The sequence below is a fragment of the Serratia sp. NGAS9 genome (genome assembly GCF_009905295.1).
Classification (GTDB): domain Bacteria; phylum Pseudomonadota; class Gammaproteobacteria; order Enterobacterales; family Enterobacteriaceae; genus Serratia; species Serratia bockelmannii.
In genome coordinates this window covers 4,940,259-4,956,807 of record NZ_CP047605.1, presented here as the reverse complement: position 1 = coordinate 4,956,807, position 16,549 = coordinate 4,940,259, and the positions used below count along the sequence as shown (strand labels likewise).

The window sequence follows — 16,549 nt, the reverse complement described above, 5'->3', positions numbered from 1 at the left end:
CCCGCCACGGCGATAGTACCGATGATAACCAACCTGATCTCGGGTCTGCTGGCGCCCTGTTTTGCCCTCTATGCCTGCGCCAAATCGCGGCGCTACTGGCGGCAATGCCGGCGCTTGTATACCTTCCAGCCGATTTATCGCACCAGCGGCGCGTTGCTGGCGGTGGAACTGCTGACGGCGGTGTATCACCCTAATGAGCCGGACAAACGGCAATCCCCGGAACAGTATTTTGCCTCGCTCGGCGTCGCCCAGCGTTTGCGGGTGATCCAGGAGCAGTTGGCGCTGTTGCAGCGCTGGCAGGCGTTGTTCATTCGCCACGCGGTGATGGTGTCGGTCAATATCGACGGCATGGCGCTGCAAGCGTTGCAGCGTCATGATGCGTTGCAACGGCAGATCGCCGAGATGCCCTACCTGCGCTTCGAGCTGGTGGAGCAAGCCGCAACGGCGTCAAACCGCCCGTTACAGCAGATCGTCGGCGGCGAACGGTTGTGGCTGGACGATTTCGGCAGCGGGCTGGCCAACTTCTCCGCCGTCGGCGCCTGGCGCTATCAATACATCAAGGTGGCGCGCGAATTGTTCACCTTGCTCAAACAGTCGGAAGAGGGCGTACAGCTGCTCGGCACCCTGATCAAGATGATGAATCAGCACAGCGACGGGGTGATCGTCGAAGGCGTGGAAACCGAACAGGAGTGGCGGCTGGTGCAGCGTTCCGGCGCGTTGGCCGCGCAGGGTTACTATCTTTCCCGCCCGGCGTGCTTTGAAACTTTACACAGCGTACCGACGCTGTTTGCCGCGCCCGGCGCGCCGGCGTGAACTCCGGCCTATCCTCAGCTAGGCTTAAACGGGGCTGCTCATTCCTTTTCCTTTCATTCGGCAGCCCGGTTTATGTGCTGAGGGAGCCCTATGACAAGAACAGGAAAGGTTTTCAGCTGGCTGGGCGGCATTGTGCTGCTGGTGCTCGCCGCGCTGGCGATCTTCATCGCCACCTTCGACTGGAATCGACTCAAGCCCACCATCAACGACAAGGTGTCGGCCGAACTGCGGCGGCCCTTCGCCATCCGCGGCGATCTGGGCGTCGACTGGTCGCGTAACCCGGATGAGGGCGGCTGGCGCGCCTGGGTGCCCTGGCCGCATATTCACGCCGAAGACGTGTGGTTGGGTAATCCGAAAAACATCCCCGGCGACAGCATGGTGACGCTGCAGCGCGTCGACGCCAGCATCGCACCGCTGGCGCTGCTGAGGAAAGAACTGCTGATCCCGCGCATCTGGCTCAAGCAGCCGAATGCGTCGTTGCAACGCCTGGCCAACGGCGACAACAACTGGACGTTTGACCTGGCCGGCGGCCAGGATCCCAAGCAGCCGCCTTCCGCCTGGTCGTTCACTGTGCATGATATCGTGTTCGACAAGGGACAGATCGCCTTTAAAGACGCCACGCTGAAGGCGGATTTCCGCGCCGTTATCGATCCGCTCGGCAAACCGCTGCCGTTCAGTGAAGTGACCGGCAAACAGAGCGGCGGCAAGGTCGCTACACCCGATTATGTTTTCGGCTGGCAAGTGAAAGGCAAATATAACGGCGAACCGCTGAGCGGCAGCGGCAAGATCGGCGGCATGCTGTCACTGCAGAGCGCCGATCTGCCGTTCCCGCTGCAGGCCGACGTGCGCTCCGGCAGCACCCGGGTGGCGGTGGCGGGCACCTTGTCCGATCCGCTGAACCTCGGCGGCCTGGACGTGCAGCTGAAATTTTCCGGTGAAAGCCTGGGGAATCTCTATGGCCTGACCGGCGTGCTGCTGCCGAACACGCCGCCGTATGCGACCGATGGCCATCTGATTGCCCGCCTGCACCAGCCGGGCGGCGCCGTGTTCGAATATCAGAAATTCGACGGCAAAATCGGCGACAGCGACATTCATGGCGACTTGAAATACGTTGCCGCTAAACCGCGGCCGACGCTGAGTGGCGCGGTGAGCTCCCGGCAGCTGAGGCTGGCGGATCTGGCGCCGCTGATCGGCGCGGATTCCAACGCTGCCAAAGCCGGCCGCGGCGAGAAGAGCCGCCAGCCGGCGGATAAGGTGCTGCCGGTTGAACAGTTCGATACGCAAAGCTGGAGCAAGATGGATGCGGACGTGAAGTTTGCCGCCGCGCGCATCGAGCGCGGCAGCGATTTACCGCTGAGCGATCTGGCCACGCACCTGAAGCTGAACAATGGCGAGTTGCGTCTGGATCCGCTGCGCTTCGGCATGGCGGGCGGCAGCCTGAACGCCGTGGTGCGCCTCGACGGCGGCAAAAAGCCGATGCGCGGCCAGGTAGATATGCACGCGCGCAAACTCCAGCTCAAACAGCTATTGCCTAACGTGGCGGCGATGAAGCGCAGCCTCGGGCAGATGAACGGCGACGCGAGGCTGACGGGCAGCGGTAATTCAGTGGCCGAGCTGCTGGCGACCAGCAACGGCGATCTGCGCCTGCTGATCAATAACGGGGTGATCAGCCGTAGCCTGATGGAGATCCTCGGTCTGAACGTCGGCAACTACCTGGTGGCGCAATTGTTCGGTGACGACGTGGTAGGCATCAACTGCGCGGCGGCGGACGTCGGCATCCGCAGCGGCGTCGCCGCGCCGCGGCTGTTCGTGTTCGACACCGAGAACGCGGTGATCAACATCACCGGTAACACTAACCTCGCCACAGAGCGGCTGGATTTATCCATCGATCCGGAAAGCAAGGGGATGCGCGTGCTGACCCTGCGATCGCCGCTGTACGTGAAAGGCACCTTCAAGCACCCGGACGCCGGGGTGAAAGCCGGGCCGCTGATCGCGCGCGGCGCGGCGGCGGTGGCGTTGGGGGCGGTGCTGACGCCGGCGGCGGCGCTGCTGGCGCTGGTCTCGCCCAGTGAAGGCGGCGAGGAGAACCAGTGCGGGCAGATCCTGCGGGAGATGAAAGGCAAAAAATAATCAGGCGCGCGGCGGTGGCGTAAGCAGCCGGCAGTCGTGATCCTGGATCTCTTCCGCCGAGGCCAGGGTGAACGGCAGCAGGCTGCGCTCGGTCGCCAGCAGCAGGAAATCGCCGTCCGGCAGCGCGGTCATCGCCAGGCCGAAGCTGCCCATGCGCCCGTCGGCGCGCGGCAGGCCGGCAGCCAACAGGCGGAAGGCGCCCTGTTGCTCCAGCTCGGCAGGGGTTACCCGCCGCCCCAGATAGTCATGTCCCAACAGGCCGCCGGGCAGTGGTTGCCATTGCTCGATGAAATCGGGGCCGATCTGCGCCAAGCGCTGTTTTACCGCCGGCAACAGGCAGGAGATATGAATGTGCAGCTGGTTTTGCGTGCGGCCATATTCCGAATTGATGGCCAGTGAAATATCACCGTCGTCGATGGGTTTGCCATAGCGTTCCGCCATCACGTGGCGCGCGCGCCAGGCCTGGGCGAAGAAATTCGGCGTGGCGGCATCCAGCACCGCCGGGCTTTCTATCCCGGTGATTTTGGCGCTGGGCATCAGCAGGTATTGCAGCGGTCCGTTGCGATCTTTAAACACCACGAAGCCGGCCTGCACATCCACCTGCTTGCAGGGCGCCGGGTTGTCATGCGCTTGCTGATTGGGCAGACATTGCTGGCTGACGATGCGCCACAGCGCATCGGGATGGTCGGGCTTCAACCCGTAATAGAGCGCGATGGCGAGAGCCGCCAGCAGCGCAACGCAGACAAATACCCCACGACGCAGAGACATCGGCCGATCCTGTTACCGAGATAAACATCCAGCATAGCCCGGTTTTATGACAGGAAACGAACAACGCGTGCGGCCCCCGCAGTGAGGGGGCCGCAGGGGATCACAGCGACTGGTGGCGGGTTTCTTTCATCAACAGCAGAGCCAGTAGCGTCAACCCGGCCATTGCCGCCAGGTACATGCCGACGTAGAACAGCCCGTAGTGGGCCGCTAGCCAGGTGGCGATATAAGGCGCCACGGACGCGCCGAGAATAGACGCGACGTTGTAGGAGAACGATGCGCCGGTATAGCGCACTTCGGTCGGGAACAGCTCCGGCAGCAGCGCGCCCATCGGGCCAAAGGTCAGCCCCATGATGCTCAGGCCGCACAGCAGGAAGCCCATCACCAGCGCCTGGTTGCCGGAACCCAGCAGGGTCGGGAACAGGAACGCGAAGCCGATCATCAGCAGGGTAATGGCGATCATGGTCTTGCGACGGCCGAACGCGTCCGCCAGCAGACCGGCGATGGGCACCATCACGCCGAAACCGATCACCGCCACCATCAGCATCCACAGGAAGCTGTTACGGGAGTAGCCGAGGCCCAGCGGCTGCGGCGCAGTGCCGTAGGTCATCGAATAGACCGTCATCAGATAAAACAGCGTGTAGGTCGCCAGCATGATGAAGGTGCCGAGGATGGTGGCTTTCAGATGCTTGCTCAGCAGCGTGCCGAGCGGCACTTTCACCTGTTTGCCGGCCTTGGCCGCTTTGGCGAACACCGGCGTTTCATGCAATGACACCCGGACGTACAGGCCAATCAGCACCAATGCGGCGGAGAGGATGAACGGCACGCGCCAGCCCCATTCCATAAATTGCTGGTCGCTCAGCAGCCACGAGAGCAGCAGGAAGGTGCCGTTGGCGAAGAAGAAGCCGATCGGGGCGCCCAACTGGGGGAAGGAGCCGTACAGCGCGCGCTTTTTGGCCGGCGCGTTCTCCGTTGCCAACAGGGCGGCGCCGCCCCATTCGCCGCCCAGCCCCAGACCCTGGCCAAAGCGCGCCAGCGCCAGCAGGATAGGGGCGAAGATGCCGATGGTTTCATAGCTCGGCAGCAGGCCGATCAGCACGGTGGAAATCCCCATGGTCAGCAGCGAGGCGACCAGCGTCACCTTGCGCCCCACGCGATCGCCGAAGTGGCCGAACAGCGCAGAGCCGATAGGCCGCGCGACAAAGGCGACGGCGAAGGTGGCCAGCGACTGCAGCGTCGCGGTGGTCGGGTCGCCCTGCGGGAAGAAGATGTGCGGGAACACGATCACCGCGGCGGTGGCATAGATGTAAAAGTCGAAGAACTCGATGGCGGTGCCGACCAGCGAGGCGACGATGACTTTCCCGCGGGAATTCACCGGTGTAGACGCGTCGTCGGCGTCGAGTGGGGGTGCGATGGTGGCTTGCATATCTATTTCTTATTGTTGGAGGGGGTAAAAATCCATCTTAGTGACAGCATTCGGCCTTTTCAACGCTGTAACTCTGGGCTGCGCCGCCGCTAACCGGTTAAAAAGACTAATGTTTTACCGGGCTTCTTTTCTGTAGCGTTAAACGTTGAGAAATGGGTTTCATACAGAGGGAATGGCTGTAAAAACGGGAAAGAAAAGTGAATTGGTAGTTTGTTATGCTGGTTTTCCGAATGTCATGCCACATGATTTAGAGGGATTGACTGGGTTTTTGCTTATTAACCAGAGGAAAGTGCCGGCGTGTGCGATAACACCGGCACGATTGCGTGGCTTCAGGGGGCCGGTGGCTCGCGTTCCGGCAAGGCTTTGTCGCCTTTGTAGTCGGCGGTAGCGATCCAGGCGGCACAAAACAGCGTCAAACGGGCGAAGAAGTAGAAGAACGCCATCAGCCCGATCACCGAGCCAAAGGCCGCGCCGGAAGGCGATTTCGCCACCTGCGGCAGCGTCATCGTCATCACGAACTTGATCACCTCAAATCCGATGGCGGCGAGCAAGGTACCGCGCAGCAGCGCTTTTTTCTTCGGTTTGTGGCGCGGCAGCATCCAGAAAATCCACAGGAACAGCAGATAGTTGGCGAAAATCGAGATCGACAGCGCGATCGTCGTCAACGCCGGCCGCAGCCATTCGATGCCGTCCAACCCCAGCGCGTTGACGATCGCCGCCTGTGCCGATCCGGCGACCGAGGTCAGCGACAGCGTAATGATGAGCGCGACCACCAGGCCGGTCAGCGAGATGAAGTCGCGGGTGTACTTGAAATAGATTTTCTCCTGATCCTGCGGATTGCGCTCCCAGACGTCACGCGACTGTGCGCGGATCGCCTCGCGCAGGTTGCCCATCCAACTGATGCCGGAATAGAGCGCCAGCGCCAGACCGGTCAACCCCACGGTGGTACGCTGCTGAATGGCGGTGTTGACGGTGTTCTTCAGCGTGCTGGCCAGCGTTGGATCGCTGATGCTGCCGACGATCCGGTTGATCAATCGGGCCAGCAGATCCGGGTTGGAGGCCAGCACGAAACCGGCGGCGGCGAATGACACCATCAGGATCGGGATCAGCGAGAGGAATGAAAAATAGGTGATGGCGGCGCCGAACTGGCTACCCAGCCGATCGTTAAAGCGTTCGGCCGCGCGCAGCAGGTGCGCAACGCTCGGCCAGGCTTTGATGCGTTCAATCAGACGTGAAAAACCACCAATGCGGCGGTCGAGGGTCTCATGGCCGGTCTTGATGGCGATAAGCGGCTTCGGCGGCGTGTCTTGTGCGGGCTGGCGGCGTTCCTGGTCTGGTCCTGTAGGCATTACTTCACGATTTCCTTAACGTTAAACGGCATGTATCCGTATTGATTATAGCCAAAGCCTCGCGGCGTTTTGAGCGCCGGGGCGGCAAACGGTCAATTTCCGAGCTTAACGCGTTAGCGCCCGGCATGAAATGCCGACGATGGCGCGATAGGTAAAATTCCTATGAAAAGCCCGTGGCGCCTCGGTTTTTTTCACTTCCCTACCTCCAATTTTTATCTGTTTCGTCGGCGAGAAAGCGTTTACTCATGATGTGGCGTCGCGCTTTACCGACCGCCGCTCCGCTGCAGCCGTAGGGGCTGGAACGGTCTCATCCGTCATCAACAGAAAAACTGGAAGGTCTTATGAAATTGCTTAATCACCCCACCTGCCGTCCGTTTACCGAAGCGGGCAATCTGTCGCAGCTTTCCGCCTACTATGAAGAGGAGAGGCATATCATGTGGATGCTGCTGCGCGCTGCGCCCCGCCCCTGCTTCAACCAGGCGCTGATCGAAGACATCATGACGCTGGCGCAGGCGGCGAAGGAGTCTTCGCTGCGATTCGATTTCTGGGTCACCGGCTCGCTGGTGCCGAACATGTTCAACGTCGGCGGCGATCTGCAGTTCTTCGCCGAAGCGATCAAAAACCGCAGGCGCGAGGCGATGATGGCCTACGCGCGGGCCTGCATCGACTGTGTGCATGCCGCTGCGCGCGGTTTCGACACCGGCGCGGTCAGCATTGCCATGGTTGAAGGTAGCGCGCTGGGCGGTGGCTTTGAAGCGGCGCTGGCGCACCATTTCGTGTTGGCGCAGAACAATGCGCGCATGGGGTTCCCGGAGATCGCGTTCAACCTGTTTCCCGGCATGGGCGGTTACTCGCTGGTGGCGCGCAAGGCGGGCATGCGCTTGGCTGAGGAGCTGATTTGGGGCGGCGAGTCGCACACCGCAGAGTGGTTCGAGAGCCGCGGGCTGGTGGATCAGCTGTTCCAGCCCGGCGATGCCTATATGGCGACGCGCACTTTCATCGATACCATCCGGCCGAAGCTCAACGGCATGCGCGCCATGCTGCGGGCGCGTCAGCGCGTATTGCAACTGACGCGTTCCGAGCTGATGGATATTACCGAGGATTGGGTCCACTCGGCCTTCACCATTGAGGAAAAAGATCGCGCCTACATTGAGCGGCTGGTGATGTTGCAGGATCGCCACACCCTGAACCTGCGTCGTGCCGGCTAACGTTAACGCGCCCGCCTCACGCGGAAGGTGAGCGCGGGCGATAGGACTGCAGCCAATGCTCCAGCTGTTCCGGGAGCATTGGCCGCGCAAACAGAAAGCCCTGTTTTTCGTCCACGCCGACCTCGTCGAGGAAGTGGTTTTCGCTCTCGGTCTCTACCCCTTCGGCGATCACCCGGAAGGCCAGCGCCTCCGCCGCCGCGACGATCGCGCGTACCAGGGATTGCGATACCGGATTGAAATTCACCCCGCGCACGAAGCTTTTATCCAGCTTGATGGCGTCCAGAGGTATACGCGCCAGCTGCGCCAGTGACGAATAGCCGGTGCCGAAGTCGTCGAGATGCACCTGCGCGCCCAGTTCGCGTAGCCGGGTGATCAGCGCGCGCGCGCGGTTCTCGTCTTCAATCAGACTGCTTTCGGTCAGCTCGAAGTCCAGCAGACAGGGGGCCATGCGATGATGGCGCAGCACCCCGAGCAGGTCGTTGACGATGCCGTCGTCGGCCAACTGCCGGGCGGAGAGGTTGACCGCTACCCGCAGGTTCAATCCCTGTTCTTGCCACTGCGCTGCCTGGCTGGCGGCGGTCTGCAGCACCCATTGGCCCAGCGGGCCGATCAGGCCGGACTCCTCGGCGTAGGAGATGAACTGCAGCGGCGGGATCAGGCCGCGCTCCGGCGAATCCCAGCGCACCAGCGCTTCCACGCTGTGCACTTCGCCGCTGCGCGCGTCGATTTTAGGCTGGTAATACAACACCAGCTGATTTTGCTCCAGCCCTTTACGCAGATTGGTGTCCAGCCACATGTATTCGGCGACGCGTTTGTTCATCTCCGGCGAGAAGACGGTATAGGTGCGTTTGCCGTGCTCCTTGGCGACGTACATGGCGGTATCGGCGCTGCGGATCAGGCTGTCGAGATCGTTGCCGTGCTCCGGGCACAGCGCGATGCCGATCGAACAGCCGGTATACACCTCAATCAGGCCGATGCGGAAAGGGGTTTTCAGCCTGTCGATAATGCGCTGCGCCAGCGTTTGCAGGCGCTCGCGATCGGTTTGCGGCGCCAGCACCAGAAATTCGTCGCCGCCGAGGCGGGCGAGCACCTGATCCGGGCTCAGGCAGCCGAGGATCGCCAGCGCGACTTCGACCAGCAGCCGATCGCCGAACATATGGCCGTAGGCGTCGTTGACCTTTTTGAAGTTGTCGAGATCGAGGTACACCAGGCCGAAGCTCTCTTCGCTGCGCGTAGCGATGGCGTGGTTGATCTTATCCTGGATAGCGTTACGGTTAGGCAGGCCGGTGATAAGATCGGTGTTGGCCAGCACCCGCAGCCGTTCCTGCGCACGGCGTTCTTCGGTGATGTCGGTGCCGGAGCAGATCAAAAACACCTCGTTCTTGCCGCTGCCGCTGTGCACGAACTTATTGCGGAACAGAAACAGCCGTTCGCCCTTGACCGTCTTTACCCAACGCTCCACCTCATAAGACGATCCGTTGCGGAAGAAGCCGGCGATGTTGCGCCGCGAGGCGGCGGCTTCTTCCGGGCTCATAAACAGCTGGAAAACGTTTTTGCCGATCACCTCGTGTTCGTGCAGCCCGGTGTACTCCTCGCTCAGCCGGTTGAAACGCTGAATGCGGCCGTGCTGATCGACGATCACGATCACCGAGTTGGCTTCGGACACCACCTGCTCGGCAAAGGAGAGGCCGTGCACCAGATCGCGCGCCACGGATGGGGTGTCGCTGAAGGCGGAAGCGGTGCCCGCCCATTCGAGGTTGTTGACGCGGCGCCCGACCAGATGCAGATGCAGCGGTTCGCCGGCCAGCGTAATGGTCAGCTCAAGGCTGGCGGTTACGCCGGTTAGACGGCGAATTTTCGCCGCGTCCATGGCGCTGAGTGCCACCGCGACGTGGGCTTTGCCCTTAACGGCGGACAGCTCCAGGGCATTGCTGTCAAACGCCAGCCGCCAGTGGGGGCTTTGGGTGCCGAAGTGGGCGTTAAGAAGCTCAGGGCCTTGGTCTGCGGGCATGATGATTCCTCAAAAGAGCACGGTCGGCCGGTCGGCGCAGCTCCGGGCAGCCTGTTGGCCCGAAAGCGATCGCCGTACGCATCTGTGCATCATATAACAGGTTTTTGCAGGCGGGACGGGTGATGGAAACTATTATATAAGCAATGATTAGTTTTGCGGTGTAAACGTCGCCCGGCGGCCGCTTGCCTTAAAGTGTAGGAGAACATCGGATCCTATGATGCTTGTACTGACTTCCCCCTGCTATCGGAAAACGGTTGAGGCAAGATTGCCGTGCTGGCGAGTAAATTATAGCGGTGAGGGGAAAGCGGAAAAATAACTCCACCGGGGGGATTTTTGCCGAGAAATTAAAATTTCCATCAAATAAACGCCATCTTCATAGTTTTCTCATAATTGGTGAATAAATCCGAGACGGGTTTTAAAAAGTTTACACACCCTCGCATTACTTGAATTTTATCAGCCTATTATTATCTCCGACGACGAATGAGCCTGTTAACGTACAGCGCTCCTGATGAAGAAAAACTTTTAAGGAAATGATTATGCGTAAATTGACGGCTTTATTTATTGCTTCCACGCTGGCTCTGGGTTCTGCTTCCGCGGCGTTCGCCGCCGATACGGTGACTGCCCCGGCGGCGGATGCGGCGCCGATGAAAATGATGCATCACAAGGGTGAAGGTAAAGGCGGCCCGTTCGCCGGGTTGAACCTGACCGAGCAGCAGCGCCAGCAGATGCGCGATATCATGAAAGAGTCGCACCAGAAGCGCGGGCCGGGCATGAAAGAAGAACGCCAGGCGCTGCACAATCTGGTCGCTTCCGACAGCTTTGACGAAGCGAAGGCGAAGGCGCAAATTGACGCGATCGGCAAAGCACAATCCGAACGCATGCTGGAACGCGCCAAAGCGGAAAATAAAATGTATAACCTGCTGACGCCTGAGCAGAAAAAACAATACAATGAGAATTATCAGAAACGCGAGCAAAAGATGATGGACCACATGAATAAAATGAAGGAGCAGATGTCCTCCGGTCAGTAATATCCGCTCGCGGTGAGTAAAAAAGGGCCAGGCTATTTGTCTGGCCCTTTTTCTATTTGGCGTTATCGCCGGCAGACTTTGTCGTGAGTGATAATCATTCTCCGCCGACAATGTGCTGGAAATGTTCGGCAACGGCCTGCGCAAAGCACGGGTCGTTAATATGATAAGGCGTTTTTATCAACCGGCGTTTGTCGGTGGCGTGCACCGTTTCTTCCAGCGCCTGCGTAAAGGCGGCCAGCGCCGCCGGATCCCAGAACGGTTGCCCGGGCGCATCCAAAGCCGATACGCCGCCCGTCGGGATAACGAAACGCACTTCGCCCGCGCAGGCGTTGATTTTTTCGCCCATCCAACGCCCCATTAACGCATTCTCCCGCGCGCTGGTACGCACCAGCGTCACTTGTGGGTTGTGATGGTGACGCAGACGGTTGGCATAGCGAGCCGGCACCGTATTCGGCGCGCCGAAGTTGATCATGTCTATCGCGCCACAGGAGAGCACGCACGGGATGCCGGTACGCGCGATGGCACCGAAACGATCCATATTGCAGGGCAGCACACCGCCAAACAGGTAATCGGCCATTTCGGTGGTGGTCAAATCGATGGCGCCGTGCAGTTGGCGGTTATCGATCAGTTTTTCCAACGACCTGCCGCCGCTGCCAGTCGCATGAAACGTCAGACAATCCCATTGTGTTCCCAGTTCGGCCACCAACGCCTGAATGCAGGGCGTGGTGACGCCAAACGTCGTCAGGCCGATCGCGGGTTTGTTGTCGTGATAGTCGACGGCGGCGAAGTGCACTGCGCCGGCTATCTGGCGTGCCGCGTTGCCTAGCACCTGTCGCGAGATGCGGTTAAGACCGGCGAGATCGGTGACCGAATACAGCATGTTGATATCGCTGGCGCCGACATAGGCGGAAACGTCTCCTGCCGCCATGCTTGAGACCATTATTTTCGGCAGGCCAATCGGCAGCTGCTGCATGGCCGGTGTGATGATGGCGGTGCCGCCGGAGCCGCCCAGACCCAGCAAGGCGGCGATATCGCGGCGCGTCAGGATAAAACGTTCGAAAGCGGTCGCCATAGCGGCGATCGCCTGGCCGCGACTGGCGCAAAAGACCGCACCGGCGCCTGCCGGATGGTGGCGAGCAACGTCCTCTGGACCGATATCGGCCGGGGAGTCAAACGGCAAGCGACGAGTGGAAAGATCGACGGTTCGCGTGGGTAAATTCAGGGCAGCGATTAGCCGCCGTACATACTCCAACTCTTGTCCTTTCGTATCTGCTGTGGTAGCAATATAGACAAAATTTGAAGTTTCTTTCATGTGTCTTCCTGGGGTGTTTCTAATTTTTATTTAAAAATCATTTTATTATATTTTTTAGGGTGCCCTGGTGTTGGCATTTAAATTAAATTGATTAATGTATTTATATAATGAGACGGCAGTATCATTTTTGCAAGGGCAGCTCAGTGCAAAATGGGACTCCTGTCTCATTTTTGAGCTTTTCAACGTGGCCGGCGCTTTGCCGGCAGCCAGTCGACAGAGGCGCATCCTCTGTTGCGCAAGCGTGTGCAGATGTATGAGGTTTAAGTGCCGATAAATGCTTTTCCCACCCCGTTCGATCCTTCACTGACTTCCACACGGGCAAAAACCTACCGTTTGTTGCTGGCCAGCGCGATGGCGTTGTATGACGAAGGGGCGTTTCCTTCGATCACCGAGCTGGCGGCGCATGCCCAGGTATCGCGCGCGACCGCCTACCGTTATTTTCCGACCCAGAGTGCGCTGATTAGCGCCGTGGTGGCGGAAAGCCTGGGGCCTATTCTGGAATGGCGCCCGCAGGACGACGATGCCCTGAAGCGTATCCAGCAGTTGCTGACCTTCGCCTATCCTCAGATGGAACGGCACGAGGGAGCATTGCGTGCGGCACTGCAGCTCTCTTTGCAGCAGTGGGCGCACGCCACGCCGGGCGAAAAATTCGTGCGCGGCAACCGCAAGCGTCTGTTGGCGCTGGCGGTAGAACCGTTGCAGGGCAAACTGCCGCCGGATTCTCTACAGAGAGTGATTCATGCTTTCTCGCTGATTTACGGCTCGGAGGTATTCCTGGTGTTGAAAGATATCTGGGGGCTGGAACTTGAGGGCATTCAGGACGTCACGCAATGGATGGCCAAAGCCATCCTGCGTCAGGCGGAAGAGGACGCGACGAACCGCAAAAAAACATCAGCAGGATAATCCAATTTTTGCCGATGACCGAGTGAAAAACCAGCATAATTCACTGAGTGAATATTGGCAAAATTTATAATTAAAAGTGATAAAAGACGCCTGTTAAGCACTTTTCAGGCGGCCATCTCCTTCATTCGATCTTTGTTTATATTTTTATTTATCAGTGTATTGAGGTTTTTCCTCTCACTTTTTATCGCCGCTTCGCTACCGGCAAACGTCATTGCCATTTCTTATTGGCGTTGGCCTGATTCACCCCTGAAACGTTCTCTCCCCCCGCCGAACTGCCGAGTGACACATTAAGCGCACTTGAGATTGTTGTGCTTTATTTATTTGGTGTTACCAAACTGTTACACAAAAAATCTTATAAAACATTTGCAAACAACAACGGACGGTATCTGGGATGGAGAAGAAACTTAGAGGAGTCAAATCCGCTCGGGCGGCCTTCGGCTGGCCTGAAATCGGAGTTCATCGCGCACAATGGAGCGCGATGCTGATCTGCCTGACGGCGATCGGCGGGGCGCAGGCCTCCAGCTATATAGAGAACGGCAAAGCGGGCGATCCGGCCAGTTGGCGCAGCAGTGAGTTCAACGCGGAATGGGGGCTGGGAGCGATCCACGCCGACCAGGCCTACGCCGCCGGTTATACCGGAAAAGGCATCAAACTCGGTATTTTCGATCAGCCAGTCTACGCCAAGCACCCCGAATTTTCCGGCCCAGATAAGGTGATCAATCTGGTTACCCATGGCACTCGCGAATACACCGATCCCTATATTCCAGTGAAAAAAGGCGATGACTTCCGCTATGACGGTACGCCAAGCACCGACTCCAGCGGCAAATTAGGCTCGCACGGCACCCACGTGGGCGGCATCGCCGCCGGCAGCCGCGACGGTGGCGCCATGCATGGGGTGGCATTCAACGCGCAGATCATCAGCGCAGAAAACGGCGACCCCGGCCCGGAGGACGGCATTGTGCTCGGTAACGACGGCGCGGTTTACCAGGCCGGCTGGGAGGCGCTGGTGGCCAGCGGCGCGCGCATCATCAATAACAGTTGGGGCATCGGCATCACCGAGAAATTCGATGAAGGCGGGTATGACCCGGCTTATCCGCATTTCACGGTGAACGATGCGCAAAAGCAGTTCGATCAGATCAAAACGATCCTGGGCACCAAGCCCGGTGGCGCCTATCAGGGCGCGATCGACGCGGCGCGCAGCGGCGTGGTCACCATCTTCGCCGCCGGCAACGACGGTAACCTCAACAACCCGGATGCCATGGCCGGCCTGGCCTATTTCGTGCCGGACATCGCGCCGAACTGGCTGTCGGTCGCCAGCCTGCAGGATCCCACCAATAGCGGTGATTACAGCATCAGCACCTTCTCTTCCCGTTGCGGCTATACCGCCAGTTTGTGCGTCTCGGCACCGGGTACCCGGGTGTACAGCTCGGTGATCGCGGGCACCGGTGTGGACGACCTGACGACCGGCTATGCCAATAAAAGCGGCACCTCGATGGCGGCGCCGCACGTGGCCGGCAGCGTTGCGGTGCTGATGGAGCGTTTCCCGTATCTGAATGGCGCGCAGGTGGCGGAAGTGCTGAAAACCACCGCCACCGACATGGGCGCGCCGGGCATCGACGCGCTCTACGGCTGGGGGATGATCAACCTGGGCAAAGCCATCAACGGCCCGGGCATGTTGGTGACCGCTGAGGATATTCCCGAAGAGTTCCGCATCCCGGATCCGACGGGCGTGGCTTATGGCCCGACCCAGTTCGTGGTCGATCTGCCGGGCGTCGGCGCGGTGCTGGACAAGGGTAAACCGACCGAGCGCGTCTGCAGCAGCGATCTTTGCGGCCTGGACTTCTGGAGCAACGACATCTCCGGCCACGGCGGCCTGACCAAGCAGGGCATCGGCACCCTGGTGCTGACCGGTAACAACACCTATGCCGGCCCGACGCTGGTCAATCAGGGGCGGCTGGCTGTCAACGGTTCGGTCACCTCGGCCGTCAGCGTGCAGAGCGGCGGTATTGTCGGCGGCAGTGGCACGGTCGGTTCGCTGACCGCCCGTGATGGCGGCACCGTGGCGCCGGGCAACTCGATCGGCACCCTGAACGTGGCCGGCAACGTCAGCTTCGAGCCGGGCTCGCGCTACGCGGTGGAAGTGGGCCCGAACGGCCAGAGCGATCGGATCCAGAGCAGCGGATCGGCGACGATCGGCGGCGGCGAGGTGGCGGTGACGCTGGAGAACAGCCCCAACCTGCTGACGCAAAGCGAGGTGCGCAGCCTGCTGGGCCAGCAGTACACCATTTTGAGCGCGCAGCAGGGGGTGAGCGGGCAGTTTGACGCGGTGGCGCCGAACTACCTGTTCCTCGGCACCGGGCTGAGCTACCAGCCGACCGGGGTGACGCTGAGCGTCGGGCGCAACGGCACGAGCTTCGCCAGCGTGGCGCAGACCTCGAACGAGCGGGCGGTGGCGGTGGCGGCGGATGCGCTGGCGGCGGGCAACCCGGTGTACGAGAGCCTGCTCACCAGCGGCACGGCGGGCGAAGCGCGGCAGGCGTTCCGTCAGCTGTCGGGGCAAATCCATGCGGATATCGCCTCGGCGCTGGTGAACGACAGCCGCTACCTGCGTGAGGCGCTGAACGGGCGTCTGCGTCAGGCGGAAGGGCTGGCGAGCTCGTCGGCCATCAAGGCGGACGAGGACGGCGCCTGGGCGCAGCTGCTGGGGGCATGGGACCACGCGTCGGGCGACGCCAACGCCACCGGCTATCAGGCCTCGACCTACGGGGTGCTGGTGGGGCTGGACTCGGCGGTTGCGGGCGACGGGCGACTGGGGGTGGCGACCGGCTACACCCGCACCTCGCTGCACGGCGGTTACGGGTCGAAGGCGGACAGCGACAACTACCACCTGGCGGCGTACGGCGACAAGCAGTTCGGGGCGCTGGCGCTGCGCGGCGGGGCGGGCTACACCTGGCACCGCATCGACACCAAGCGGTCGGTGAACTACGGGATGCAGTCGGACCGTGACACGGCGAAGTACAGCGCGCGCACCGAACAGCTGTTCGCGGAAGCGGGCTACGGCGTGCAGGGTGAATGGCTGAACCTGGAGCCGTTCGTCAACCTGGCGTACGTGAACTTCGAAAACAACGGCATCGCGGAAAGCGGCGGCGCGGCGGCACTGCGCGGCGACAAGCAGCATACCGACGCGACGGTGTCGACGCTGGGGCTGCGTGCAGACACCGCGTGGCAGGTGAGCCCGGGCACGACGGTGGCGCTGCGCAGCGAGCTGGGGTGGCAGCACCAGTACGGTGGGCTGGACCGTGGCACCGGGCTGCGGTTCAACGGCGGCAATGCGCCGTTCGTGGTGGACAGCGTGCCGGTGTCGCGTGACGGCATGGTGTTGAAGGCAGGGGCGGAAGTGGCGGTGAACGAGAACGCCACGCTGTCGCTGGGCTACGGCGGGCTGCTGTCGCAAAACCATCAGGACAACAGCGTCAACGCCGGCTTCACCTGGCGTTTCTAAGCAACATTGACTCAATCCTTGTACGGGAACCGTCTGCGGGCGGTTCCTTTTTCACATCCTGCTAATGAGAACCCGGCGCACCTGGGGCGTCGGCCAATAACA

General features: G+C 60.7%; 11 protein-coding genes. 6 read left to right on the top strand and 5 right to left on the bottom strand.

The features are described from left to right. The first annotated feature begins 21 nt into the window (after window positions 1-21). Both pdeH and GUC32_RS23470 read left to right on the top strand, forming a co-directional pair. Complete coding sequence (gene pdeH / locus GUC32_RS23475; RefSeq protein WP_043142934.1) at window positions 22-813, top strand: cyclic-guanylate-specific phosphodiesterase; 792 nt, start codon at window positions 22-24, stop codon at window positions 811-813. A 90-nt stretch (window positions 814-903) separates the two neighbouring features. Continuing rightward, window positions 904-2,943, top strand: coding sequence for an AsmA family protein (locus GUC32_RS23470; protein ID WP_049205996.1), 2,040 nt, complete (start codon window positions 904-906; stop codon window positions 2,941-2,943). Here GUC32_RS23470 and GUC32_RS23465 read toward each other — a convergent pair whose 3' ends face one another. From GUC32_RS23465 to yhjD, 3 genes are all read right to left on the bottom strand, one after another. Next, window positions 2,944-3,711, bottom strand: coding sequence for a CDP-diacylglycerol diphosphatase (locus GUC32_RS23465; protein WP_025304633.1), 768 nt, complete (start codon window positions 3,709-3,711; stop codon window positions 2,944-2,946). Between the two features lie 100 nt (window positions 3,712-3,811). Further along, window positions 3,812-5,134, bottom strand: a complete 1,323-nt coding sequence (locus GUC32_RS23460) for an MFS transporter (protein WP_016930463.1) — start codon at window positions 5,132-5,134, stop codon at window positions 3,812-3,814. A gap of 329 nt (window positions 5,135-5,463) precedes the next feature. Then, entirely contained in the window at window positions 5,464-6,483 is a 1,020-nt protein-coding gene (gene yhjD, locus GUC32_RS23455) for an inner membrane protein YhjD (RefSeq protein ID WP_025304632.1), read from the bottom strand. A 341-nt stretch (window positions 6,484-6,824) separates the two neighbouring features. On the opposite strand from yhjD, the gene GUC32_RS23450 reads away from it, so the two are divergent. Further along, window positions 6,825-7,691 carry a crotonase/enoyl-CoA hydratase family protein gene (locus GUC32_RS23450; protein WP_025304631.1) on the top strand — a complete coding sequence of 289 codons (867 nt, stop codon included), beginning with the start codon at window positions 6,825-6,827 and terminating at the stop codon, window positions 7,689-7,691. 16 nt (window positions 7,692-7,707) lie between these two features. Here GUC32_RS23450 and pdeR read toward each other — a convergent pair whose 3' ends face one another. Next, window positions 7,708-9,702 carry a cyclic di-GMP phosphodiesterase gene (gene pdeR, locus GUC32_RS23445; RefSeq protein WP_025304630.1) on the bottom strand — a complete coding sequence of 665 codons (1,995 nt, stop codon included), beginning with the start codon at window positions 9,700-9,702 and terminating at the stop codon, window positions 7,708-7,710. 536 nt (window positions 9,703-10,238) lie between these two features. On the opposite strand from pdeR, the gene spy reads away from it, so the two are divergent. Further along, entirely contained in the window at window positions 10,239-10,730 is a 492-nt protein-coding gene (gene spy / locus GUC32_RS23440) for an ATP-independent periplasmic protein-refolding chaperone Spy (RefSeq protein WP_043142950.1), read from the top strand. Window positions 10,731-10,824: 94 nt separating this feature from the next. On the opposite strand, the gene GUC32_RS23435 is transcribed toward spy, so the two are convergent. Further along, window positions 10,825-12,042 (bottom strand): Tm-1-like ATP-binding domain-containing protein, encoded by a 1,218-nt coding sequence (locus GUC32_RS23435; protein ID WP_049294978.1) that lies wholly within the window; start codon window positions 12,040-12,042, stop codon window positions 10,825-10,827. 264 nt (window positions 12,043-12,306) lie between these two features. On the opposite strand from GUC32_RS23435, the gene GUC32_RS23430 reads away from it, so the two are divergent. Beyond that, window positions 12,307-12,945, top strand: a complete 639-nt coding sequence (locus GUC32_RS23430; RefSeq protein WP_038630005.1) for a TetR/AcrR family transcriptional regulator — start codon at window positions 12,307-12,309, stop codon at window positions 12,943-12,945. 478 nt (window positions 12,946-13,423) lie between these two features. Continuing rightward, window positions 13,424-16,447, top strand: a complete 3,024-nt coding sequence (locus tag GUC32_RS23425) for an autotransporter outer membrane beta-barrel domain-containing protein (RefSeq protein ID WP_369435463.1) — start codon at window positions 13,424-13,426, stop codon at window positions 16,445-16,447. The last annotated feature ends 102 nt before the right edge of the window (window positions 16,448-16,549 follow it).